The following is a 22,253-nucleotide window of genomic DNA, read 5'->3' on the forward strand; positions in this document are numbered from 1 at the left end:
GGCGGTGTTCAGTGCTGGCGACGAGGGCCCGCGCCGAGCGCCTCGGTGACGATCTGGTTCAGCAGGCTCTCTTGGCGGCCGAGGACTCGGTCCACCACGGTGGTGGACCGTCCGGCGGACGCCGCTGCCGCCCGGAGCTTCTCCAGCTCCCGGCCGGCCTTGTTGAGCTTCTTCCTCGCCTCCCTGATCACCCAGTCGCTGACATCCGCGGCGGACTGGCCCTGCTTCGCCTTCCACTGGGCCTGAAGGTCGTCGATCGCCGTCTCCAGGACGAGCGCCTCCTTGGCATCCGGGTTGATCAGGTCCAGCACCTGGTGCTCGACCAGGCGGCGCTCGGTGGGGGAGTTCCAGAGCACGTGGATCAGCACCGCGATGTCGTTCTCGGCGACCTCGGTGCGACCGTCCAGCCACGCGCTGGCCTGCATCAGCCGCACCGACTGGTGCCAGCGCCGGTCGGAGGCGATCAGTCCCTCTCTGCGCAGCGCGGTCCGCAGCGTCCCGATGGTGTCCACGATGACGTCCGGGACGGCGACGGCCGGCACCCCGGTGTCGACCGCCGCCTGGAACTCCTCCAGCGACACCGTGGTGCGCTCTGCCCGCGCTGGCGCGGACGCCGCAGAGCGGATCATCGCGGCGAAGTGTCCGGGGTCCGTGAGGTAGTCGACTTCCAGGCGCACCAGCAGCCGGTCGTAGATCGCGGCGTTGTCCTCGCCGCTGGGGAGCTCGTTCGACGCGGTGATCGCGGCGATCAGCGGGCAGGCGATCGGATCGCCCCCGCTCTCCGGGTGGTACAGGCGTTCGTTGAGGAAGGCCAGCAGCTCGTTCAACGCGGCGCTGCTGCACTTGAAGATCTCGTCGATGAAGCCGATGTCCGCCCAGGTCGCCCGCCCTTCGAAGACCTGCCGGTACTGCCCCAAGGCGAGGGCCCCGACGTCCACCGGCCCGAAGATCTTGGTGGGGGGAGTGAACTTGGACAACAGGATCTCCCAGTACTTGCTGTCCTCGATCCTGCTCGCCAGCTCGCGGGCCAGCTGGGACTTGGCGGTCCCCGGCGGCCCGAGCAGCAGGCTGTGCTGGCCTGCCAGCAGCGCCACGACCAGGGTGCGCACCACCTCATCACGCTCAAGGAACTGACCCGACACCTCCTCCGCGACGGCCCGCAGCCGCTTGGCCGTGCCGGCCGCCTCTTCGGCCGCCACGGGCCCGGACACTCCACCCACCACAGGGCTCCCCACTCCAGCTGACCGGCGCTCAGACACGCCCCAAGCCTATCGGCGCCGTACTGCAAAAACGTACGTTTTTACATAAGCTCTTCCCAGTTTCCCAAGCATTTTTCGTACACTGACGTCCCGACTGGCAAGCCCGTTCGGACGCTCCCGTTCACCGCCGCGCGCAACTCCGCGCACGAAGCCCGACCCCCGAGGGGAGAACCCGTGTCCAGCCCCGTACGCCGCTCCCTGTCGGCCGCCGCCGGCCTGCTGATGCTGGCCGCGGCCAGCGCCTGCGGTCCGCTCGCGGACGCTTCCGCCGGCGACAGGCCGTCAGCAGTCGCTGTCCGGAGCGCGGACGCCTCGGCCCGGGCCGACGGCGCGCTCGCTGTCGGCGCCGGACCGCAGGCCACGTACACCGTGGCGGCCCAGCCGGCGCCGGGCAGCTGCCGCTACCGGTATGCCCAGGGACAGCCCCTACCGGACCCGGGCTGCACGCCGGGCGCGGTGTCGCCCGCGGTCACCCAGGCCAACCTCGACAGCACGATCTGCCGCAAGGGGGGCTACAGCGCCGGGGTCCGGCCGCCGGAGAGCGTCACCGAGGCGGAGAAGCGCACCAGCGCCGCCGCGTACGGGTACACCGGTCCCCTCCACGATGCCGAGTACGACCACCTCGTGCCGATTTCCGCAGGTGGGGACCCCAATGACCCGCGAAACTTGTGGCTGGAGGCCCCCTCGCCGGGCCACCGGCCCCAGGACGGTTACGGGAACCCGAAGGACGACGTGGAGGACCAGCTCCACGAGGCGATCTGCGCCCGGCGGGTTCCGCTGGCCGACGCCCAGTGGGCGATCGCGGCGAACTGGACGACCGCCCTGGCGGTCCTCGGCCTCGCCCAGTAGGCGGGAGCGAGGACCACTGCACAGCGCACAGGGACCCGGTTGGCCAAAACTCCATGCCATGCAGCAAAGTTGGGAGCTCTGCTCAGGGAACACCCTGGGCGGGCGAAGCGATCGGTGGGGGACACACGGTGGGCAGGGACAAGGCCAAGAAGCCGAAGCGGACTGCCGGTGCCCGCGCCGGTCAGGCCCTGGTCGTAGCAGTCGACGGGGCCGACCTGGCCCTCCTGCCCGCCGCTGCCGGGCCCTTCTCTGAGTACTGGGCCGAGGTGTATGCCCGGATCCGGACCGCGGCCGCGACCGGACGGCCGGTCTTCCTCCGGCCGCTGGTCAACTTCGACTACATGAACTTCTGCAATCAGCAGCGGCTCAACCCCCGTAGTCAGGCCGCCCTGGCCGCCTACGAGGCCGTGCCGGTGCCGGAGTACGAGCTGTTCCAGTACCGGGGTGATTCGCCCGAAGTCCTGCTGCACCTGCTGCGGTACGAACGAGACGCGTGGGCGACCGGCATCCGGTCGAGGGCGGTGCTGGCCGCAGTGGTCGCCCAGTTCGGTCTGGGGGCCGGGCAGGAGACACGTGCGGAAGCACGGCGGTTGCTCGAAGCCGTGGTCGGCGGCGCACGGGCGGGGGACGAACTGGCCTTGGTAGCGAAGGCAGCCGGCCTGCCGCTCGGCGCCTACGCCACCACGATCCACACCGTCGACGGCCGGACCGCCATCGAGGAGCGCGACCGAAGCCGACTGGAGACCCTGCTGGCCGCCGCCCTGCCAGCGGGCGCGACCGGCGCGGCCACGTTGACCTCGCCCGGCAGCGCGGCCCAGCGCGTGCTGGTGTGGGAGCTGTCGCCCGCCGGCCTGGTACCGAGCGAGCACGGCGAGCTGATCCTCGCTCCCAACGCACCGCATCCGGATCATCCGAAGACCGAGTACCTGCCGGGGTTCACCCTCACCGTGTAGGGGCCCCGGGCTCAGGGGCCTTCGGCCCGTCCGGCAAAGATCAGCCGCCCTTGACCCAGGTGTAGACCGCCTGGAGCTCGCCGTACTCGGTGACCGTGTCGACCAACGTCATGCCGACGGACTCGAGGAGACGCCGCGACGGTGTGTTCGCGTGCTGGGTGACCGCGACTACCGAGCGGGCTGGCTCGGCGGCCTCGGTCCAGTCGAGCACCGCGGCGACGGCCTCCTTGCCCACGCCCTTGTTCCAATGGGCGGGCAGCAGCTGATAACTGAGCTCGATCGTCCCGGGTCCACGCCCGTCCGGCTCCACCGTCACCAGGCCGATCGCCGGGCCGCCGGCTGCGAAGGCGACGGCGAAGGCGCCCGGCGCGCCGACGTACCGGGCTTTGCGGGCCTCGGCCTTGTCTGTCGAGACGGGGCCGCCGAGGTGGCGGCGGACCTGCGGATCCTGCCAGAGCTCGACGAGCACGGGAAGATCCTCCTGCTGCACCGGGCGCAGGAGGAGCCGGGCCGTCTCCAGGACGGCCGGCCAGTGGGCCTTCAGCACGGTGGCGGGGTCGGGCACGTGCCCAGCGTGCCAGGCCGGTGCCTGCTCCGACGCCCGAACGGCAGGGCGTCACTCCGCCGGGTGATCCGGCCGATCGGGCAGAGCTGTTGAGTCCGCGTCAGCCGGTCGGCGAGATCGCGCCGAGGCGGGCGCCGGGGCTGCGAGTAGGTTGTCCGGTATCCACCGTTTAGGCTCGGTGCCTCGAACGAGAGGACTGGTGGGCCGAGTGGGCAGGTGGGAGCGGGCGCTGGACGCGGCCGGGGTGCACGACCCCGGGCTGCGGGCGGACTACAGCCGGCAGCGGCAGCAGGTCGCCGACTACAAGCGCGAGGTCGCGCTGGCTGCCGCCCTGCTGCTGCCGGAGCGGATGGTCCCGCATGTGATCGCCGCGGCGGCGTTCATGCATCGGACCGACACGCTGCTCGACAGCGGCCCGGTGGAGGGTCGCCGGGAGGCGTCCGCGCGCTGGGGGAAGGAGGTCGTGGAGTGCCTCGCCGCCAGCCGCACCGCCAACCCCGAGCTTCGCCCTCTGCTGCACAGTGTCGGCACGCACCCCGCGCTGCGCGAGCGGGTGCTGGCATACCTCGCCGCGGCCGACGCGGACCTCGACTTCGCCGGGTTCGTCAGCGAGGCCGACTACCAGCGCTACGTCGACGGGTACTCGCTGCCGGGCTTCATGGTGGTGGCCGGGCTGCTCGGCCCGGACGGCGACCAGAGCGCCTTCGACACCGTCTGCCGGACCTACATCGACGCCAGCCAGCGGCTGGACTTCGTCAACGACCTTGCTGAGGACCTGGCGGACGGCCGGCTGACCATCCCCGAGCAGACGCTGGCCCAGCACGGCGTCACCCGGGCCGACCTGGAGCAGGCCCGGGACCTTCCGGCCGTGCGGGCGCTGCTCAGCGACCTGCTCGACCAGGTGGACCGCACCATCGCCGAGGGCAGGGCCGTCGTCGGCCTCGTGCCAGCCGCCCATCAGCCGATGGTGCGGTGCATCGTCGGGGTGGACGAGCTCACCAGCGCCGCCGCCCGGGCGGACCTGGGTGCTCTGCTGCGGCGCTCGGCAAGCCCGTCCAAGCCGGCCGCGCTGCGTCTGCTGGTGCGCGAGTACTTCAAGGCCCGTCGGTTCCGGCGCTGACTTCCTGCGCAAAGCCGTCGCACCTGAAGCTCTGGCCTGCAAGGATGTCCGGCCAAGCACACGACCGAAGCAGGAGCCATGATCCGCCCCAACTGGACCGACACCACCGAGGCGCTGGCCCGCCGGGCCAAGCTGGCCGAGGCCGCGTCCCAGCGGATGAAGGACGCGCAGACCAACTTCGGGCACAGCGAGCGGGAAACCCAGGAGCTCTTCGCCCTCGTCGCCCTGAGCCGGGCGCGCGACGCGGCGCTGCTCAAGGCGGCCGGCTCCGCCCTGCGCCGCCGAGCCGCCGGTCGCCCGGCGCCGTTGTGGCTTCCACCGAGCTGGGTCCTGCCGGGCGAGGCGGCCCCTCGGTGGTGGCGGGAGTTCGTGACGCAAAGGGACGCCGGGATCTGGCGGGCCATCCCGCAGCCGGGGCCGGAGGCGGCCCTGGGCCAGCTGGATGATCCCCTGGTCCAGGACGTCGCCAAGGGCGCCCGTCTGCTGCAGACCAGCCTGGTCGGTCACAAGGGCCGGGACTCGAGCTACGAGGCGTACGTGCCGGAAGGCGGGCCCCTCCAGGGGCGAAGCGTGCCCCCGGTCCCCGGGCTGAGTCCGGAGCGAAGCTGGAAGGCGAACCTGCTGCTGGGCCGCGGCAGCGGATTCCGCGTCAAGGCCGACCGGATGGAGGAGTTCGCGCAGGCCAACCGGGACAGGCACGCGATCTGGGACCGGGCACGGAGCTACGGCGCGGCGGTCGTCGCCCTGCTGCGAGCTGTCGACTGAGCCACCCGGTCAGGCTGTAGTGGGGCCGGTGCCTTCGACCGCCCTAAACTGCTGGCTGTTCGAAGACAGGGAGATGATCCCTCCCGTACCCCGGTCGAAGGAGATCCAGTGCCCCACCCGGCGGCCCCGACGCTCGCAGATCGCCTCGCGGCCCTCGCGCTGGCAACGGTCAGCGTGGCCGAGATTGCCTCCGCAACCGGGCTGTCGGTCTTCACAGTTCGCCGACTCAGCAGGGAACCGGGCTGGCCGGGATCGGTTGCCGGCGCGGGGCGGCGCGAGCAGCGCTTCCCGCGCGAGGCGTGCGTACAGTGGCTCCGCGACAACCAGGCATCGCGGATCGACGTATCCGAGCTGCCGGGGGACGACAGCGACTGCGTCACGATGACCGAGATCGCGAACCGGACCGGTCGCAACCGGGGCTCCGTCAGCCCGATGCCCGCTATGTACAAGGACAGCGTCGACCCGTTCCCTGCTTGCGATGCCCTCGGCACGTACAACTGGGGCGAGGTCAAGCAGTGGTTTGGGCGGCGGTTCCGAGTCGGCGGGCCCCGCGGTGCCACCGAGCCGCCGGCTCCGGCTGAGACGTCCTCCACCGCACCGGTGGTCGAGGTGCTCACCACGGCCACCATCCAACAGCTCACCGGCAAGGGCACGGAGGCCGTCAAGACGCTAGTCCGCCGCCCCGAGATCGCCGCTCTCAGGTCCCACAAGGTCGGCCGCTCATGGGTGTGGCCCGCCGCCGCGCTGCTGCCGGTCCTCTGGCGACTCGGCTACCTGCCCGCGTCCGGCCCGCTCTCCCCGGAGCAGACCGCCGTCCTCGTCGAACTCGGTTACCTCCCCGAGACAGGGAAGCCGACCCCCGCGCAGGCGGCCGTGCTGCTCGAATTCGGATACGAGCCGAAGGGCACCGTCGAGCACCGGGCCTGGCTGGCCGGACCGGTCCGTTCGGCAACCGAGCTGGCCGCCTACTACGGCGTCACCCTCAGCGCGGTCAGTCGGCGGCTCAAGAGCGCTCGGGAGAGCGGCGACCCCCTTCGCCCAACGCCGATCGAAGCCGAGGGCGGCACGCGGTACGACCCCAAGATGTTCGACGAGTTCTGGAAGCGCACCAGCACCACCCGCTACAGGTAGCTGCGGCCCGTTCAGGCCTCGGTGCCGGTTCAGCAGGCGAGGAGCTGCACCAGCTCCTTGGCCTCCGCGGCGCCCAGGGTCACCAGCACACGGTTCCGGAAGGGCGACCGGACGGTGAAGATCAGCCGCAACAGGGGCCAGGGGCCACGGAAGCGGTGGCCCGCGAGCGCATCCCCGCCCATGATCGTGAAGTTGAAGAACGCTGGCTGCACGAGCCCGGGCGGGGACAAATCGAGGTCGAGGCCGGACCGAACGTCCAGGTAGGGCGGCATCTCGCAGCACGCGTGGTCGGCCAGCCAGAGCGCCAGCCTCTCGCGCACCCAGTCCAGATGGTCCCGGTCCCCGATCGCGAGTGCGACCGCGACGTCCAGGTCAGCAGCCCCGGTGGCTGGCCGCCGTGGGTCTCGCACGGTCAGGATGCACCCCGCAGGCCGTCCGTTGGCCATGCCAGCCTCGGCGGCCAGGGCGAAGACGTCCCTGACGCCGACGCCATCGAGCGGCGGCCTGACCAGCTGGGGCTGCGATCTCCTCGTCACAACGAGCACAACGACTCACGCTTCGCCCTGGACACCGCCGGGCCCCCGTTCAGCTGGCCGTGGACCCGCCCTCGCTGACGGCAAGCTCCCGCAGTCGGCGCTCCAGCTCGGCGAGCTCGCGGGTCTCCTGGGTCTCGCCGGAGACGTAGAAGGTGTTCCACCGCAGGGTACGGGCCCGCTCTTGGAGCGCCTGCACCTCCGCGGAGGCAGGCAGATCGGGATGTCGACGGGGCAGCTTCAGGAATCGCACCAGATCAGGGTAGACGTCGGCGCCGGTCCAGCGACGGGCCGGCGATGTCGCGCACATCACCGAGCGCCGTGTTCCTAGGCGACCGGGGCAGCCGACGGATCATCGTCGGGCTGCGGGCCGCAGACTGCGCGCAGCAGTGAGGCAGCGACCGAAGCGACCCGATCATCAGGGATAACCGCTGTCCCGCCAAGTGCCACTTGGCCCGGTTCGGCGCTGGCTGGAAGCTCAGGAAGTCCGGTGGCGAAGAACCCTCCTCGGACCGGACTGTCCGGGGCGACATACCGCCCGGGAGCCTGTGGGTAGTAGTGCCCTTTCCGCGCGTAGGAGAGCAGCAGTTCGGGAGCAGGACCGCTCCACGGGAGCACCATGTGCAGCGGAGAGAACGTGATCGCGGTGAAGAGGGCGCGGTTGGTCCTGTCCTCGGGGCCGTGTCCGCACCGTACCTTGATCGGCTGCGTGTCCACGATGGGCGGGACCGACAAGGCGTAGGCCGGCATCTCACCCACGTCGTCGGAGTGGACGGTGAAGAACTCTGCCATCGCCACCCAGCCGCCGTGCGGGATCCCACCCCCGTACAACGGAGCGGCGCGCCGCCCGGGGCGGGGCTTCTCGTCGAGGCGCCGGCCGATTCCCCTGGTCCACACGCCGATTCCCGCACCAGGGAAGTGCACGAACACCAGGTCGCCGCCTTCGGCGGTGGGGACGATCAGTTGGTGGGCAGGCGTGGTGGAGGGCAAGGGAGGCTCCGCGGTGTGGGGCGTGGACTGGCTGACGGCCATGGCGGGGGAGCCCGCGCCGGGGGCGGGCTGCATCCCCGCTCAGCGCGGGGCCTGAGGGAGTCCGGCGGTGAACCTCTCCGCTTCAGAGCGTAGTCGAGCACGCCCAGCTGCACAGTCGGAATCGCGATCTGCGCCGCCGTCAGGAAGAGCCAGCTGGTTGCCGCCTACTGCTGAGCGGTGAGGCGTACGAGCGCCCCGCGGTCGACCGCGTCCTGGAGGAGTTCCTCGCGCTCGCTCGGGGTGAGGATCTCGGGGCAGTCCACGATCAGGACGTCGCCGGGGCCGAGGGCGAACTCGGCAGCGGCACGCTCGGCGGCGCGGGCCTGGCGCCGCCCAGTGAGCCAGTTGGAGAGCGTGTGGGACGGGGCGCCGTCGAGGGACTCAGCGAGGATGTCGGCGGAGAACTGAATCGGGCTGATGCCGATGATCCGGCCGCCGCTCGCGCGGACCGCGCGGGCGAGCAGCTCCAGCATGATGCTCCGGCCGGTGCCCGGGATGCTGACGATGGTCTCGATGGGCCGCTCGCTCATCGCCAGGGCCCGGGCCTGCTCGACCTGGCCGGTCGTCAGCGGGTGGCCGGGGTTGTCGGCCTGGTAGGCCGCGACGGTCTGCTCGAAAACATCGGGCGAGACGGCGGGGATGATCATGCGGACATGATCCCACCTCCTACCGACAGCCCGCTCACGTCAGCCTCGGTCGATCATGTGCGGGCTTCGGCGTTCCGGGCGCCGCCCGGCGACGACGCCCGTAGGGTTCGATGCCGTGGATGACCAGGTGACCGAGCGGCTCCGGCTGTTCGAGCGGGTGCGCGCCATTCCGTACGCGACGGACGGAGCCCACGATGCCGAGCAGCTCCTGGCGGTCGGGCGAGGCGACTGCCTGGCGAAGGCGGACTACCTGCTCCGGGAGTTTCTGCTGCTGGGCTACCCGGCCCGCCGGGTGAGGTGGTTGTACCTGTTGCCGGAGCAGCCGACCGAGGCGCACCAGCTCGTCTCGCGTCGGGACGTGCACTCGGCCGTGGAGATCCTGCTCGCGGGAGTGTGGGTACTGGTGGACGCGACGCATGATCCCGCGCTGGCCCGCGCCGGGCTGACCGTCGCCTCCTGGGACGGCTGGACCGACACTCTCCCCGCCTACCCGCCGCTCGGCGCGATCTGGAGACCGGGGGACGGTCCCGAACCGGTGCCCAACGACGGCCGCCCCGGGCCCGATCCGGCCGGCCCCGGGTACCGGGTGGCGTTCAACCGCTGGCTGCGCAGCGTTCGTGCTGCTCCCGCTCGCTGACCGTCGCTTCTTCGGTCACGGGCGCCAAACTGGGTCAAGGCCGTGGGCGGCGCGGTGGCTCACTACGCGGCCGCGTGGGAGCTGGCCATGACGTGAAGCCGCTCCAGCAGCACCGACGTGTCGCCCTGCGCGGTGTGGTCACCGCCGAGCCGGATCCGCCGGTACTCCTGTTCTTCGGGGTCCCAGGCCATGGCGTGCCGGCTCCAGCCCTCCATGGCGCACCACCAGTTGCCGCGGCGGGTCCACCGGGGCGGCAGCGGCTGGCCGGAGAGCCGGCCCCACTCGCCGCGCAGGGCTGGCTGGTCGAAGTGCGCGCCGTACGCCACGAGGATCGCGGCTTGGGAGAGCACCTCGTTCAGCTCGGCGGCGATCGCCTCGAAGGCGGGGCAGCCGATCAGGTCCTCGTCCTTGATCTTGTGGACCTTGACGGCCTCCGGGTCCTGGAGCCGGCCGGGCTGGACCCGCTGGAGGTAGCGGATGTTGCCGGCGGTGTCGAGGACGCAGATCTCCACGATCCGCGGGTTCGTGAGCCGGTCGGTCTCAAGGTCGACCAGCAGGACCCGGCCCGGCGGCTGGGCGAGGAGCTGCTGGGCATCTTCGGCCGCCCGGCGGCGGGCACCGAGGAGTTGGGCTCGGTGGGCGGGCGGCAGTCCGGCCAGCTCATCCGGCCAGACCTCGCCTGCCGCCGCCGTGCCCACTGCGTCGATCACGGCTGGTCCAGGTCGAGGGCGCCGTCGGTCGGGGGAGCAAGGTGCTCTCGGATCTGCTGGAGCGCCTCGAAGAGCCGCTCAGCCGGCTTGCTGCGCTGGCCGAGATCCTCCTGGGGGACGTCCAGGAGAACGGCCAGGTGCTCCGGCAAGGGCGTCGCGCGGCGCTTGATCTGAGCGATGGCCTGCTGGACCTGCTTGCGGTAGTCGACGGGCTCCAGCTTGCTGAGCTGGCCCTTGCGCGCATTGACGGGATGAACCGCGTGCCGCAGGTTCTGGATCATCCACGCCGGGATGGCGTTCCAGGCCGGGTCGCCCTCGGGCGGCAGCGGGCGCCAGACCCTCTCGGCGTCGGCGACGGCGCGCAGCGCGCTGTCCTGGTCCGCGAAGTACCGGTGCCCGGTCGGCTGGAGGGCCCGGCGCCGGTGAGTCGCCGCCCACCGGCCCGTCTGCCGAGGGGCGAGCGTGCCGATCGTCCGGCCCGCCGACCTGACCAGGTACGCACCGGAGCGGGCCTGGTCGGGGACGAGCTCCAGACCCTCGATGTCGGCATCCTCGCCCGGGTCGGCAACCGGTGCTTCCCCGGTGGCGTCCTGCTCGGACTCGGTGGCCGGGGCCAGGGCCGCGAGACTGGCCCGCAGTTCCACGAACGCGGCGGTTTGGTCGGCGAGCTGCTGTCGCAGGGGGGAGACGACCTCCCTCTCGTACCGGCTGCGGTCGGCGGCGAACTGCTCGGCCTGGGACGCCTTCTCGGCCTGCACGGTGGCGAGATCGACGCCGGCCCGGCGCAGCTGCTCCTCCAGCGCGGCGACCTTCTGCTGGAGGTCGGAGACCTGGGGGCGCAGGACTTCGAGCTCACCCTGCGCCCGGCCGGCGGCGGCGGTGAGTTTGGCGTGTGCGGTGCCCAGCTCGCGGTGTTGGTCGGCGAGGCCCCGGTGTGTCTCGGCCAGTTGCTCGTGGCGGCCGGCCAGTGCCTGGTGCTGGTTGCGCAGCTCCTGGTGCTGCCCGGTCAGCAGGTCGAGCGCGGTGCGGTCGATCGTGGCCTGGGCGTCGGCGGCGGCGGCCTCCCGCAGGGCAGTTGATGCCTCCAGGAGGGCAGCGTCGCGCTCTTCGACGGCGTCGGCGGCCGTCTGCTCGTCCTGGGCGGACTTCGTCTGGGCGGCCACCATGGCGGCCTGCGCGGTGGTGACCTGCTCGAGCGCCGCCTGCTCGACGGCACGGACGCGCTTCTCGGCAGCGAGTTGGGCGGCCTGGATCCGGTCGGAGGCCGCCTGCTCCACGCCTTCGATGTGCTGCTGAACGGCGTCGGTGTCGGCTGCGGCCTGCTCGCCGTCGCTGATGGCCTGGAGGGCTTCCAGCAGCCGGGGACCGAGGACGCCGACCAGTTCTCGATCGCGCTCGCGCCGGGCGAGGACCTGGGGGAGGGGATCGCGGGCAGGCTCTGCGGCCGCCTGCTGCTCGCGGGCCAGCTGCTCCCGCTCCAGCTTCTTCTGGTGGCGCCGAGCGAACTGCCTGTCCCTCTCGTTGTTGTGCCCCGGGCAGTACTTCGACTGCGGGCCGGTCTGGCCGTCCTTGCGGGGCGTCCGGGGGTTGGTGCACTCCGGGTATTCGCAGTTGGCGCCGATGCCGACGGCCGCGAGGCGACTGCTCAGCCAGGTATCGGGGTGGGTCTGCGGCGCGGTGGTCATCCCGGGTCTTCCCTGTGGCACGAGGGGGGTAGGCGGGGCCGCCGTGGGCCTCACCTCGGTGTTTTCCCAGGATAGCTAACTCACGTCAATATCTCAACTCAATTCAGATACGACGTTTTTCGATGTTTATTGATGTGACTTGTGATGTGCTGTGACCTGCGAAAATGTGCTGTGCGGCTCTCTAGGGTGCGAAGTGGATTAGAGGCCCTATCAGTCCAACAGCAAGGTCAAGCGTCTCAGCATGCCTTGCAGGGCTGAATCGAGCCGAGGGCCGTGTCAGAACCTTCCCGAACATGTTGAACTTTCAATCGTGTCGGTTCGGCCCCGCCGAGGCCCTGATTCCCGATACGCTCTCCTTATCCGGAATCAGAAACCACCGGGTACACGACAAGAGGCGTCAGCGGGTATCCCGTGAGCGCAAGGGACTCCGGCCGGAGGGCCGGGGGAGGGGTGGGGCGCGATGGCGCAGAGGCAGCGCCGGCCGCGGGAGGCCGCGAAGCCGGCCCGGCGGCCGGATGTGCAGTACCCGCTGCTCCAGAACGGGCTGGACTACCTGGTCGACGTGGTCGACCGGCTCTCCGACCACCACGGCGAGGGCCAGCAACCGGACGCGCGGACCCTCAAGTACGCGGTGCTGCACCTACAGGCCGGCGTCGAGGTGCTACTCAAGGCCCGGCTCCAGCAGGAGCACTGGTCCCTGGTGTTCAAGAAGCCGGAGGCCGCCGCCCAAGTCCGTTTCGCCTCTGGCGACTTCGAGAGCTGCGGCACCGAGGAGACCATCACCCGGCTGCGGCAGATCGTCGGGCTCACGCTCGCCGACAAGGGCGTCGAGTCGGTCAAGAAGCTGGGCGCGACCCGCAACGCCCTGCAGCACTACGGGCTCACCGCGTCCGCCGGCGCCGTGGAGGCACGCACCGCCGAGGTGCTCAACTTCCTGCTGCCGTTCATCGACACCCACCTGCTGCCCGGACTCGACGATCAGCAGACCGCCGACGTCCGCCAGACCATGCAGGTCGTCCGCTCCCAGCTGCGCGGCATCGAGTCGTACGTCACCACCCGGATGAACGAGCTGCGCGCCGAGCTGAAGGACGTTCAGAGCACCACGGTGGTCTGCCCCGAGTGCGACCAGCAGGCCCTGGTCCTCGGTCGCGACCTGCCTGTCTGCCGGTTCTGCCTCGCGACCTGGCAGGACCCGGCCCAGGCGGCCGAGGAGTACGCCTGGATGGTCCTGGGCCTGGACGGCGCCGCGCCGGGCGACGAGGAGAACCCGCCGGTGCGGATCTGCCCGGACTGCAGCAGCCAGGCCCTGGTCATGGAGGCGGTCACCGCCGAGGCCCCCGAGGACGCCAGGCCGCTGTGCTTCGCGTGCGGCGAGAGCTACGCGAACAGCGAGTTCGGCTACTGCGCCCAGGGCTGCGGCACCCCGCTGCCGGCCGAGTCCGAAGACCTGATCTGCTCGGACTGCGAGGGCATCGCCCTCGGGCGGTTCTGAGCGTGGCCGCCGCCCACTCCGGGCAGCCGGAGTCCTGGACGCCGACTCGCGTGCGCGTCGACCATCTGCGGGCCCTGACCACGCTTGACGAGCGGTCCGTGCTGGTGGCCGACCCCGCCGGAAAGCTGACCGTGGTCACCCCGGACGCCGCCTGGGCGGCCTGCTTCGGCGGCACCGCGCGGCTGATCGCCACCCGCTCCGACCTGCTGGACGCCGGTCTGCGCGAGTCCTGGGCCGCCGGGCGCCTGACCGGACCGGTGGTCGAGGTCTGCGCCGCCGAGGCCGCGGCCATCAATGCCGCGGAGAGGGAACTCGCCTGATGCCGTACCAGCAGCTGATGGCCGACCACGGAAGGGCGCGATGGTGAAGATGACGGTCGAGCTCGACTCACACCAGGCCGCCACGCTCCAACGAGCCGCAGGCCAGTGGGGTCTGACGCCGCAGCGTCTGCTGGCCACCCTGGCCGGGCTGGTCCGGGTGGACACCGCGCTGGCCGACGAGGGACTGGGCGGCCCGATCCTCGCGCTGGACGCCGAGCCGGCGGAGGAGCGGTGGTGAGCCGGCTGCTGCGCTGGTGGCACACCGGCTCGCCGTCGTGGCGTCGCCTGGTGCTGTGCGTCGCGGTCTTCGCCGTCGCGCTGGTCGTCGCGGTAGTCTGCTTCGCCCCGGGCTCGTCAACGGTGACCGCGCCCGCGCTGGCGGCCGTCGTGGTGGCTGCGATCGCCGCGCTGGCGGGCTACGCGGTGGTGCTGCGGGCGCGGATCGGCGGTCACCGAATCCTGTCGCCGCGCTGGTACCGCACGTTCGTCGAGCAGGCCCGGGCGGAGCGCGCCGCGCACCCCGGGCACCCGGGGGAGGGCCGGTGACCACCACGGTGCCCGCGCCGGCCGCGCTGCTCCCGACGCCGCGCACGGCGTCAGCCGGCCCGCTGCGGGTCGCCGTGATCGCGTTGAGCCGTACCTCCCGGATGGCGGGCCACGCCGTGGCGGTGGCCAGGCGGCTGGCGCGGCTGCGGCCGGACGTCGAGGTGCTCGGAGGCGGGGCGCAGTTGTGCACCCCGGCCCAGGCGAGCCGGTTGCTGGGCGCGGACGTCGACCTGCTGTACGTCTGCGGCCACCACTTCTGGGACGAGGTGGAGCCGCTGTTCCTGGGGCTCGACCTCCTCACAGCCGGCTGGGCTCTCCCGCCGGTCATCGCGCCGGCGATCGTCCTGGACACCTGCTTCGGCGGTGCGGACGACCTGCTGGGCGCGGTCGCCGCCGCCCGCCCCCGGCAGTTGCCGGCCGCTGCGGTGTTCACCACCGATGCCGACAAGCAGGCGCCGTTCAGCCATGACGTGTTGTTCGGCCCGCTGCTGGCCGCCGCGCTCGCCAAGTGCCGGCCCGCCTGCTGGCGGCGGCGGCTGGAGGACGCGATGGCCGAGGCGCTGGCGTCCAGGGAGATGCAGTTCCACACCCGGCGCGACTGGACGCGCTGGGGTGTCCACCAGGTCCAGGGAACGAGGTAGGGATGGGCAGCGAACTCGCCCTGGCCGGCGGCCAGGCGCCCCCGGCGCGCCGGGCCCCGTCGGTGCACCACCGGGCGGAGCCGGACGTCCTCACCCCGGCCGGGCACCGGCTGTCCGCCTCGGCGGCCCGCAAGCTGGTCGAGGCGATCCCGCAGAACTCGCGCGACGCCCGCGCCACCCGCTGGCGCACCTTCGAGCTGTGGGCTCAGACCTACGGGTGGGAGACCGACGAGCCGGGCGCAGTCGTCTCCCACCTGGCGGAGCTCGGCGACCGCGGCCACCGCTCCAGCGTGCTGGAGTCCCACTACGGCACCCTTCGGGCGATGCGGGCCGTCGCAGGGCGACCGTTGGACGCCGCCGAGATCAAGGCGTGCCAGACGGTCATCCGCCACCGGGCCGGTGAGGAGGCGGACGACCCGCAGGTCGAGCCGGGCCCGCTGCAGGCCGACCCGGTGGACATGGACGAGCTGCGCCAGATGGTGCGCACCCTGGACCGCACCACCGTCCGGGGGAAGCGGGACGCCGCCGTCATGATCATCGGTTGGTGGATGGCCGCCCGCGCCTCCGAGCCGGCCCGCCTGAACCTGCACGACGCGAGGATCACCTCGGTGAAGCTCGAGGACGAGGCGAGGCGCAAGGTCGCCCACCCGGCCCTGATCATCAAGATCCGCCGCTCGAAGGCCGACCAGGCCGCGCGTGGCCACGAGGTGCGCATCCTCGCCCCCGAGGACCAGGAGCTGTGCCCGATCCACGCCCTGCGGGAGTGGCTGGACGTGCTGGCCGACGATGACCAGCTCGTGCCCGGCCCGCTGCTGCGCCGCATCGACAAGCACGGCAACATCGGTGTCAAGGCGGCCGGCCGCCAGCCCAAGGACCCCGCCCGGCGCGGCGGGATCACGGCGGAGACGGTCAACGACATCATCGGTGCCGCCGCCCGCGCCGCCGAACTCACCCCCGAGCCCACCCCGGAGGAGGTCGCGGCCGCCGCTCAGGCGAAGCAGGAGGCGTACGCGGCCGCCGCTGCGGCGCCGACCGCCGAGGAGGGCAACCTGATCGTCAAGGCGTGGCGGACCGCTCAGCGGGCCGCCCGGGCGGCGGTGCGCCGGATCACCGCGCACTCCTTCCGGCGCGGCTGTATCCAGGCGCTGCTGGCCGCCGGGATCCCGCCGGACGTGGTCGCGCTGCACTCGCGGCACTCGCAGCGCAGCGCCGCGTTCGACGAGTACCGGCAGAAGAAGATCCCGTGGAAGCAGAACCCGACCCTCAGCCTGGGCCTGGCCGCCTAACCGGCCGTCACTGAGAACAAGGAGTACGTCAACCGTGCCGACGCGTTACCCGACCGATCTGCCGGAAGTCCCGCGCGACCGCTGGAACGCCGAGAAGGTCGCCGAGAACGAGATCGTGATCCCGGACGAGGGCTGGGGCCGGTCGATCAGCCACTTCGCGATCGACGCCGGCTCCGGGCCGGAGGCCGAGAAGCGAGTGCTCGCCTGGATCGATCACGACTACGAAGACGACCTCCGCCGTGCCACCGCGGAAGCCGTGGCCGAGCTGGCGCCCGGCCGGTGGCGGGTGACGCTGACCGTCCTCGGCGAGTACTGACCGGTCGACAGGTCCTGGGGCGAGGCGGCTTCACAGGATCGTTCACTCCGCCATGGTGGCCGAGGCCCGGTTCTCGCTCTGAGGTGTCTCGATCGCAGGTCCGACGTCCCCAGGAAGGACCTCGGTGGCAATCTCGGGCTTCCGACCCATCCGGGCCTTGAGGTCAGCGAACCGGCTCTTGACGTGCGGCGCGGCCAAGGCCAGGAGGGTCAACGCGGCACCTACGGCGATTCCCACCGCCAAGCCGGTCTGGGCACCGTCTGCGTAGCCGGCCCGGACTGCTTCGGCCCTGATCCGATCGATCTCGTCGTCCGCAGGGAAGAGCACCGCGTGCGTGGTGAGGCCGTTCTCGTCATTCCGCGCGAGGGAGCTGCGGCCCCCGGGAGTAGTGGTCGACTGCGACAGGCGCGTGGTCGATGGGTACTCGACCATCATCAGTTCCCGGGTCATCCCGGGCAGTTCACCAGAGGGCATGTGGCAACTGTAGGGATCATCAGCGGCTTCATGCCGGGAAACGAAGCGCTAAGCCGATCAGCGGCATCCACGCATGCGCTGGTGAGCCTGCCACCGGGCCCAGTACGCCGAGACTTCAGTCCGCCGGATCTCTTCCGGGTCGAGCCCGTCCGTACGTGCCGGGTAGTAGCGGGCCCGGTGGTTCTGCTCGGCGTAGAAGATCGCCAGTTGCAGGCGCTGCGGAGACACCAGACGCACGTCGAAGGTCTCGCCGGCCCCACCCTGGGGCACCTGCTCCCTGGTCAGGAACCCGCCCTGGATGTGGTCGAGCCGCGGAGTGCCTGGCCCGCCACCGCTTCGCCCGCACAAGGCGCAGTGGTCCCGCTCCTGGTAGTGCCAGGGGAGGCCAGGCCGCTCGCCCCTCCAGCCCCACCACACACGAGGTGTGAGCGCCTTAGTGACGGTCTCTTCGATCTGCTCCGCGTCCATCGCCGTCGGCGCCGGGTACTCGGCGACCAGCAGCCACCCCTTCCGGGTGAACTGCCCGATCCGGCGTGTCCTTGGTTCCAGGCACATGCCGACCTTGATCGCGCCAAGGCCCGGGTGATATAGGCCGTAGACAACACATGGCTCCACCCTGCTGCTGATCGTCACCGGGGATCGAGCCCGAACAACAGCGCCTGGCCAGCCGGCTGCTGGGCGGTGCGGTGCCGGCGGAGTGCCCGGGCGCGGGTCGGCCGCTCGTGCGAGGGCGCGCTTCGCGCGGTCTCCGCCTTCCGACCGGCAGCGCGGCGGTGGGAGCGGCTGCTGTGTCGGGACGGTGGCCTCATCAAGTCGAACGGGCGTCCTGGTCCACCTCGGGCTGCACTGCTCACGTCCTGCCAACGAGCGGAGCAGTGCCGAGGTCACCCGGGCGATGTCAGGTGCCGAGCTCCTGGTTCCGCCAGCGATCCCCTGTCCGCCTTCCTCTGCGCCCAGGGCATCGTCATCCTGACCAGCTGTCACCTATTCGTGCGGGCTCTGCGGCCGACGAGCCGGCGCCACCGGCCGCTTCGTGGGATCGGCACCGGGTGCGGTTGCACTCCTCGTTCCGCCTCGTCCGGCTCGACCTCGCGGGCGGCCGAGTCCGCCTCCTGCTCCTCCCGTGACTGGCCGAGGAGCTCCACGATGGTCTCCAGCAGCTCCGTTGGTATCTCGTCGACGGACTGCCCGCACGTCACGACCGATGCGCTCATCTGTTCCATCTGCCGTATCGCGTGCTGGCGTCGTTTCGACTCGTCGGTGCCGGTCGCAGGGGTGGTGGTGCGGGTCACGGGATTCCTCGTGGCAGTGCGTGTACTGATCGTCTACCTTAAGGCAGGCTCGTCTCCCGCCCGCCAAGGTACTCAGCGGCACGGGGCAGCCGGGGGTAGGCGCATCACGCAGAGTTATGGGAACTACGGAGCGCTACTTGTCCCTCTGCCGTAGCTACCCGACTACGAAGCCGGAACGCCGTCAGCCACAGGCTGACGCCGGCAGAAGGCCGGCGGTCGAGGATGCCGCCTTCGGGTTCTGATGCGGAGTCGGCGTTCGGCAGACGGCGGCCCGTCCGATCCGTAGGCTCCAGGGCATGGCAGAACTGCGCATCGCCACCTTCAACACCCTGTTCGGCGGCCGGGACGACGAGGGGTACGGCGACGACCGCCGCTGGCAGCAGCAGGCCCGGTTCCTGCGCTCCCTGGAGGCCGACACCTACGCCCTCCAGGAATGCACCGTGTGGGACGTGCTCGGCGGCCGGCGCCTGCACCAGGCCCGCCGCCAGCTCGGCATGACCAGCGCCTTCCTCGCGTTCGCCAACAAGACCACCACCGGGCACCGGTTCCACACCGCGCTGTTGTTCGGCCCGCGGGTCAGCGTGCTGGCCGAGGACGGGGACCGCGCCCGCTACCACCACGTCCTGGGCTGGGCGAGCGTGGAGATCGACGGCGACCCGGTGCCCTGGGCCTTCCGCAACCTGCACCTGGACCCGTTCGACCCGGCCAATCGGGCCAGGGAGGTCCAGCCGCTCCAGACCCTCGCGGACCCCGGCCGCCGATCCGTGCTTCTCGGCGACGCCAACTCGCTCGGCTTCGGGCACCCGGAGCCAGACTGGGCGCCGCTGCCAGCGCACCTGCGCAACGCCCAGCTCGGCCTGGACGAGCCGCGCTCGGCGCAGCGGACGGCGATGGAGCTGCTGCAGGCGGCCGGCTTCACCGATGTCGCCCACGCTCGCCGGGACGACCGGTTCACCGGCGGCTTCGGCGTGGGCGACGTGCCGCGCCGCCAGGACCTGGTGCTGCTCTCACCTGCGCTCGCCCCGGCGGTGGTCGGTTATGAGGTGCACGACGAGCCGGTCACGGACGGGTTCAGCGACCACGCCGCGGTGGTCGTGACCATCGAACTGGACCGGCTCCACTGACACTGAGTCAGGCGGTGGTGGTGACGTGGTGCCGGGTCAGCAGGCTCTCGGCCCACTCGGCACCGGTGACCAGAAGCGGTCCGCCCGGCAGCTGCTCGAGGGAGGGCAGTTCGGTGCCCGCCACCGTGCTCATGACGGGCTCGTGCTCGTAGGTGAGCTCGGCGAACAGCTTGCCGATCGGGTTCCCGTCCACCAGCTGGTTGTAGCGTTCCAGTCCCGTCCGGATCCTGTCCGGCAGGCCGGTCCGGTCGGCGACCTGCTCGATGATCCACTCTGCTGTTACCCCGTCGAGCGTCTTGGGCCAGTCGGCCGCCTCGCGGTCCGGATCATGGTCCCGCGCGGTGTAGATGAGCAGTGCGACGGTCGGCAGCGCGTTCATCCACGGGCCGCTGCTGTAGCCCTTCGGGGTGCTGGTCGGTTCCAAAACGGCGGCCGCCCGGCGCACCGAGTCGTGCCACCGGTGCTCCAGCCACCCCGCGGCCGGCATGTCGTACGCCAGCCGGCCCGCCCGCCACCACAAGCTCTGAACGTCCATGCCACCAACCTAGGTCCCTCAGCTGGTCCTTCGGGCCAGAACGCGGAAACATCGGGGCTCAAGGAGAACTCGCGGGCTGTCCCGGCATCTACGTCTGCGCGCTTTGGGCCGGGGGCCTGCGGCCGTCGGGCAGCGGCAGGACGAGTTGGAGTACGGCCAGGCCGATCGGCTCCCGCAGGCCGGGGGAGGTCGAGGTGAGCCGGTCGTGATGGTCGAGGCGGGGACCACGAACGGTGGCGCTCTCGTGGGTGCGGCCCTGGGTGCGGTACTCGACATGGACGACGGCACCGGGCCCGCCGCGGAGCGCTCCGGCCAGGACACCGCAGTCCTCGCCCCCAAGGGCCGGGGCCCGGTCCCGGATGAACCGGGCGAGGTCGTCGACCGGTTCGGGCCGGCCGTCCACGGCCGAGCCGGACGGCCACAGGCCCGGGTCGGCCGGAACACGACGGGGACGGGGTTGCCGGAGCAGGAGGCTACGGGGGAGTTCGTACGGCGCGGCGGCCGGATCCGGCTGCTCCGTCCTCCCGGCCTTCCGGGCGGTCAGAGGCTGGGGCTGGGGCTGGGGCTGGCCGTCGGGGGCGTAGCCGGCGGAGCGCAGGGCAGCCAGGACGGGGCCCTCCTTCATGGGAGACAGGAGCGTGGTCGGGCCGACCTGGCACAGCTGCAGCCGGACCAGGTCGCGGTGGTGGGCGAGTTCGGCGGCGAGGGCGGGGGTGCGGACGTCCAGGACGGTAGCGGTCCGGGTGACCGTGATGTGGCCGTGCCGAGCGGCGGTGTCGGTGATCAGGACCGTGAGGACCTGCGGCAGGGGGGTAGTGGAGCGGGCGGCGAGTGTCTCCAGCAGGTCGGCCGGGTTGGTGCCGGGGTGATCGTCGAAGTAGCGGCGCACGCCGGCGGGACTGAAGCGCCACCTTGAGGTATGGGTATCTCGGAACTCCAGGTCGCAGAGGCCGGCGAGCAGTTCGGCGAGGGCGGAGGAGGGGGTGCCGGGCACCAGGACGGTGCGGTCGGCCAGGATCGCGGCCTGCTCCACCAGCTGCAGCACCTCGTCGGCGGCCCGGCGCAGGGCGGCTGTGTCGGCCGGGTCGCGCAGGAACGCGCGGCCCAGAGCGGTCAGGGTGCCGTGGTCGGCCAGGGCGGTGAGCTCGGCCTCGCGCAGCACCGTGGCGGCCACGTCGGCGGCGGCTGGTTTAGGCCGGGCGGTGTGGGCGGCGCGCTGGGGCGGTGGAGGTGGCCCGCCAGGAGTGTGGGGCTGGACGAGCTGTGGCGAGCGGTAGTGGACAGCGGCCGCCAGGGCGGGGGCGTCGACAGCGGCGCGGCCGGCGGGCAGGGCGGCGAGGACGCGCAGGACGGTGCGCCGGAGTTGCTCGGCGCTGTAGCGCGGGAACGGGACCGGTCCGGACGATTGCGCGGGAAACTGGCTCAGCAGTCGCGGGTCGTCCCCGATGGCCGGTGGCAGGGCGGGGACCATCCGGACCTGGCCGTAGGCGAGGGCAAGGTGGGCGAGGCGGTCGGCCGGGGGTGTGCGGCTCCACCCGGGTGCGCGCTCCGTCCGGCTCCAGCGGCCGCCCTGTTCGTCGATCAGGTCGAGGTTCGCGGCCAGGTGCAGCCAGAGCCGGGCGTCCTCCTCGGCGCCGCCCAGGAGGCGGGCCAGGCGGCGGATCTCGCGCACGCCGATGCCGCCCGTCCTGAGCGCCGGCCACGGCTCGTCGAACGCGGCCAGCAGGGTGTCCACGGAGTTCAGCGCTGCCACCGCAGCCCCGGGGCCGCTCCCGGCGGCGGGGCGGGTTTCGGGAACGGGGGCTGCGGGGGCGAGTGGCGCGGTGGCGGGCATCGCCGGCCGGCCGTGGGCGGGGCGCCCGAGTGCGAGGGGGAACAAGACGGGGGTGTCGGGGTGGAGGAGGAGCCGGGTGTCGTCGGGCCAGGCCAGGGAGAGGACTGTGAGGGATTGCAGTACGTCCGCGAAGCGGTCCTCGGTGACCGCGGAACCGACGCCCAGCAGAGCGGCGAGGTCGGCGCGCTCGCAGCCGAACGGTGCGCCTGGCTGACGGGTGTGGTCGGCCGCCGCGACGGCGGCCTCCAGGAACTGCTGCTGGCCGAGGTCGAGGGCGGAGAGCGACAGCGGGGCCGTGCCTAGCAGGCGGGCCGCGAGCTGGTGGAGCGTGCGGGGACGAGGCAACTGCACGGCAGCGGGCCGGGCAGTGAGGAGGACGGCCTTGTCTTGATCGTCCATCTCGGCCAAAAGCCGCGCCAAGGAGCGGATCTGATCCTTCACCCGCACATCGTCGCATCGGAGCGGCGGCACGCGGGGAGGGTTTGGCGCAGGTTCCACCCCGGCTGG

At 71.9% G+C, this 22,253-nt stretch carries 27 protein-coding genes; 14 read left to right on the plus strand and 13 right to left on the minus strand.

All coding sequences use genetic code 11. The features are described from left to right. Positions 1–8: 8 nt before the first annotated feature. Positions 9–1,199 carry an AAA family ATPase gene (locus ACPC54_RS18405; protein ID WP_498965911.1) on the minus strand — a complete coding sequence of 397 codons (1,191 nt, stop codon included), beginning with the start codon at positions 1,197–1,199 and terminating at the stop codon, positions 9–11. A gap of 234 nt (positions 1,200–1,433) precedes the next feature. Here ACPC54_RS18405 and ACPC54_RS18410 point away from each other — a divergent pair, with 234 nt between their 5' ends. Then, positions 1,434–2,108 (plus strand): hypothetical protein, encoded by a 675-nt coding sequence (locus ACPC54_RS18410; protein WP_498965912.1) that lies wholly within the window; start codon positions 1,434–1,436, stop codon positions 2,106–2,108. 128 nt (positions 2,109–2,236) lie between these two features. Beyond that, positions 2,237–3,061 (plus strand): DUF8829 domain-containing protein, encoded by an 825-nt coding sequence (locus ACPC54_RS18415; protein WP_498965914.1) that lies wholly within the window; start codon positions 2,237–2,239, stop codon positions 3,059–3,061. A 40-nt stretch (positions 3,062–3,101) separates the two neighbouring features. On the opposite strand, the gene ACPC54_RS18420 is transcribed toward ACPC54_RS18415, so the two are convergent. Then, positions 3,102–3,626 carry a GNAT family N-acetyltransferase gene (locus ACPC54_RS18420; RefSeq protein ID WP_498965916.1) on the minus strand — a complete coding sequence of 175 codons (525 nt, stop codon included), beginning with the start codon at positions 3,624–3,626 and terminating at the stop codon, positions 3,102–3,104. Between the two features lie 208 nt (positions 3,627–3,834). Here ACPC54_RS18420 and ACPC54_RS18425 point away from each other — a divergent pair, with 208 nt between their 5' ends. From ACPC54_RS18425 to ACPC54_RS18435, 3 genes are all read left to right on the plus strand, one after another. Continuing rightward, positions 3,835–4,746, plus strand: coding sequence for a squalene/phytoene synthase family protein (locus tag ACPC54_RS18425; RefSeq protein ID WP_498965918.1), 912 nt, complete (start codon positions 3,835–3,837; stop codon positions 4,744–4,746). Between the two features lie 78 nt (positions 4,747–4,824). Then, complete coding sequence (locus tag ACPC54_RS18430) at positions 4,825–5,511, plus strand: hypothetical protein (protein ID WP_498965920.1); 687 nt, start codon at positions 4,825–4,827, stop codon at positions 5,509–5,511. Between the two features lie 381 nt (positions 5,512–5,892). After that, positions 5,893–6,642 (plus strand): hypothetical protein, encoded by a 750-nt coding sequence (locus ACPC54_RS18435; RefSeq protein WP_498965921.1) that lies wholly within the window; start codon positions 5,893–5,895, stop codon positions 6,640–6,642. Positions 6,643–6,671: 29 nt separating this feature from the next. Here ACPC54_RS18435 and ACPC54_RS18440 read toward each other — a convergent pair whose 3' ends face one another. From ACPC54_RS18440 to ACPC54_RS18455, 4 genes are all read right to left on the minus strand, one after another. Next, complete coding sequence (locus ACPC54_RS18440; protein WP_498965922.1) at positions 6,672–7,187, minus strand: hypothetical protein; 516 nt, start codon at positions 7,185–7,187, stop codon at positions 6,672–6,674. Between the two features lie 40 nt (positions 7,188–7,227). Next, entirely contained in the window at positions 7,228–7,428 is a 201-nt protein-coding gene (locus tag ACPC54_RS18445) for a hypothetical protein (protein ID WP_498965924.1), read from the minus strand. A gap of 74 nt (positions 7,429–7,502) precedes the next feature. Next, complete coding sequence (locus tag ACPC54_RS18450) at positions 7,503–8,165, minus strand: hypothetical protein (RefSeq protein WP_498965926.1); 663 nt, start codon at positions 8,163–8,165, stop codon at positions 7,503–7,505. A gap of 206 nt (positions 8,166–8,371) precedes the next feature. Further along, complete coding sequence (locus ACPC54_RS18455; protein ID WP_498965928.1) at positions 8,372–8,854, minus strand: AAA family ATPase; 483 nt, start codon at positions 8,852–8,854, stop codon at positions 8,372–8,374. Positions 8,855–8,969: 115 nt separating this feature from the next. On the opposite strand from ACPC54_RS18455, the gene ACPC54_RS18460 reads away from it, so the two are divergent. Then, entirely contained in the window at positions 8,970–9,491 is a 522-nt protein-coding gene (locus ACPC54_RS18460; RefSeq protein WP_498965930.1) for a transglutaminase domain-containing protein, read from the plus strand. A 62-nt stretch (positions 9,492–9,553) separates the two neighbouring features. On the opposite strand, the gene ACPC54_RS18465 is transcribed toward ACPC54_RS18460, so the two are convergent. Both ACPC54_RS18465 and ACPC54_RS18470 read right to left on the minus strand, forming a co-directional pair. Next, a complete protein-coding gene (locus tag ACPC54_RS18465; RefSeq protein ID WP_498965932.1) occupies positions 9,554–10,201 on the minus strand; it encodes a 3'-5' exonuclease in 648 nt (215 codons plus the stop codon). Further along, on the minus strand, positions 10,198–11,886 hold the full coding sequence (locus tag ACPC54_RS18470; protein ID WP_498965934.1) for a hypothetical protein: 1,689 nt from the start codon (positions 11,884–11,886) through the stop codon (positions 10,198–10,200). Before ACPC54_RS18470 ends, ACPC54_RS18465 begins: the two co-directional genes overlap by 4 nt. A 460-nt stretch (positions 11,887–12,346) precedes the next feature. Here ACPC54_RS18470 and ACPC54_RS18475 point away from each other — a divergent pair, with 460 nt between their 5' ends. From ACPC54_RS18475 to ACPC54_RS18505, 7 genes are read left to right on the plus strand one after another with little or no spacing between them, the layout of a single operon-like run. Beyond that, positions 12,347–13,378 (plus strand): hypothetical protein, encoded by a 1,032-nt coding sequence (locus ACPC54_RS18475; protein WP_498965936.1) that lies wholly within the window; start codon positions 12,347–12,349, stop codon positions 13,376–13,378. Positions 13,379–13,428: 50 nt separating this feature from the next. Beyond that, positions 13,429–13,698, plus strand: a complete 270-nt coding sequence (locus tag ACPC54_RS18480; protein ID WP_498965938.1) for a hypothetical protein — start codon at positions 13,429–13,431, stop codon at positions 13,696–13,698. Positions 13,699–13,738: 40 nt separating this feature from the next. Further along, positions 13,739–13,936 (plus strand): hypothetical protein, encoded by a 198-nt coding sequence (locus ACPC54_RS18485; protein ID WP_498965940.1) that lies wholly within the window; start codon positions 13,739–13,741, stop codon positions 13,934–13,936. Next, a complete protein-coding gene (locus ACPC54_RS18490) occupies positions 13,933–14,244 on the plus strand; it encodes a hypothetical protein (protein ID WP_498965943.1) in 312 nt (103 codons plus the stop codon). The genes ACPC54_RS18485 and ACPC54_RS18490 overlap by 4 nt, the downstream gene beginning before the upstream one ends. Further along, positions 14,241–14,885, plus strand: coding sequence for a hypothetical protein (locus ACPC54_RS18495; RefSeq protein WP_498965945.1), 645 nt, complete (start codon positions 14,241–14,243; stop codon positions 14,883–14,885). The genes ACPC54_RS18490 and ACPC54_RS18495 overlap by 4 nt, the downstream gene beginning before the upstream one ends. A gap of 2 nt (positions 14,886–14,887) precedes the next feature. Further along, positions 14,888–16,171, plus strand: a complete 1,284-nt coding sequence (locus ACPC54_RS18500) for a site-specific integrase (RefSeq protein WP_498965947.1) — start codon at positions 14,888–14,890, stop codon at positions 16,169–16,171. A 34-nt stretch (positions 16,172–16,205) separates the two neighbouring features. Further along, a complete protein-coding gene (locus ACPC54_RS18505; protein WP_498965949.1) occupies positions 16,206–16,487 on the plus strand; it encodes a hypothetical protein in 282 nt (93 codons plus the stop codon). Positions 16,488–16,529: 42 nt separating this feature from the next. Here the strand turns inward: ACPC54_RS18505 and ACPC54_RS18510 are convergent, their stop codons facing one another. From ACPC54_RS18510 to ACPC54_RS18520, 3 genes are all read right to left on the minus strand, one after another. Beyond that, the gene (locus tag ACPC54_RS18510; protein WP_498965951.1) at positions 16,530–16,961 is read right to left on the minus strand and encodes a hypothetical protein; all 432 of its coding nucleotides are present in this window, start codon (positions 16,959–16,961) and stop codon (positions 16,530–16,532) included. A 57-nt stretch (positions 16,962–17,018) separates the two neighbouring features. After that, positions 17,019–17,594: a hypothetical protein gene (locus ACPC54_RS18515; RefSeq protein ID WP_498965953.1), complete on the minus strand. Its 576-nt coding sequence runs from the start codon at positions 17,592–17,594 to the stop codon at positions 17,019–17,021. 347 nt (positions 17,595–17,941) lie between these two features. Then, positions 17,942–18,253 (minus strand): hypothetical protein, encoded by a 312-nt coding sequence (locus ACPC54_RS18520; protein ID WP_498965955.1) that lies wholly within the window; start codon positions 18,251–18,253, stop codon positions 17,942–17,944. A 296-nt stretch (positions 18,254–18,549) separates the two neighbouring features. Between ACPC54_RS18520 and ACPC54_RS18525 the strand changes: the two genes are divergently transcribed. Next, the gene (locus ACPC54_RS18525) at positions 18,550–19,377 is read left to right on the plus strand and encodes an endonuclease/exonuclease/phosphatase family protein (protein ID WP_498965957.1); all 828 of its coding nucleotides are present in this window, start codon (positions 18,550–18,552) and stop codon (positions 19,375–19,377) included. A gap of 7 nt (positions 19,378–19,384) precedes the next feature. Here the strand turns inward: ACPC54_RS18525 and ACPC54_RS18530 are convergent, their stop codons facing one another. Next, positions 19,385–19,912, minus strand: a complete 528-nt coding sequence (locus tag ACPC54_RS18530; protein ID WP_498965959.1) for a hypothetical protein — start codon at positions 19,910–19,912, stop codon at positions 19,385–19,387. A gap of 88 nt (positions 19,913–20,000) precedes the next feature. Further along, positions 20,001–22,187 carry a helicase-associated domain-containing protein gene (locus ACPC54_RS18535; protein WP_498965961.1) on the minus strand — a complete coding sequence of 729 codons (2,187 nt, stop codon included), beginning with the start codon at positions 22,185–22,187 and terminating at the stop codon, positions 20,001–20,003. Between the last annotated feature and the right edge of the window lie 66 nt (positions 22,188–22,253).

This window comes from Kitasatospora sp. NPDC094028, assembly GCF_049543595.1.
Classification (GTDB): domain Bacteria; phylum Actinomycetota; class Actinomycetes; order Streptomycetales; family Streptomycetaceae; genus Kitasatospora.

What these genes read in the sequence shown, in the direction of transcription:
- ACPC54_RS18430 (WP_498965920.1), top strand. Translation starts at nt 4,825, where the DNA reads ATGATCCGCCCCAACTGGACCGACACCACCGAGGCGCTGGCCCGCCGG.
- ACPC54_RS18435 (WP_498965921.1), top strand. Translation starts at nt 5,893, where the DNA reads ATGACCGAGATCGCGAACCGGACCGGTCGCAACCGGGGCTCCGTCAGC.
- ACPC54_RS18455 (WP_498965928.1), bottom strand. Translation starts at nt 8,854, where the DNA reads ATGATCATCCCCGCCGTCTCGCCCGATGTTTTCGAGCAGACCGTCGCG.
- ACPC54_RS18470 (WP_498965934.1), bottom strand. Translation starts at nt 11,886, where the DNA reads ATGACCACCGCGCCGCAGACCCACCCCGATACCTGGCTGAGCAGTCGC.
- ACPC54_RS18475 (WP_498965936.1), top strand. Translation starts at nt 12,347, where the DNA reads ATGGCGCAGAGGCAGCGCCGGCCGCGGGAGGCCGCGAAGCCGGCCCGG.
- ACPC54_RS18485 (WP_498965940.1), top strand. Translation starts at nt 13,739, where the DNA reads ATGGTGAAGATGACGGTCGAGCTCGACTCACACCAGGCCGCCACGCTC.
- ACPC54_RS18500 (WP_498965947.1), top strand. Translation starts at nt 14,888, where the DNA reads ATGGGCAGCGAACTCGCCCTGGCCGGCGGCCAGGCGCCCCCGGCGCGC.
- ACPC54_RS18510 (WP_498965951.1), bottom strand. Translation starts at nt 16,961, where the DNA reads ATGCCCTCTGGTGAACTGCCCGGGATGACCCGGGAACTGATGATGGTC.
- ACPC54_RS18525 (WP_498965957.1), top strand. Translation starts at nt 18,550, where the DNA reads ATGGCAGAACTGCGCATCGCCACCTTCAACACCCTGTTCGGCGGCCGG.
- ACPC54_RS18530 (WP_498965959.1), bottom strand. Translation starts at nt 19,912, where the DNA reads ATGGACGTTCAGAGCTTGTGGTGGCGGGCGGGCCGGCTGGCGTACGAC.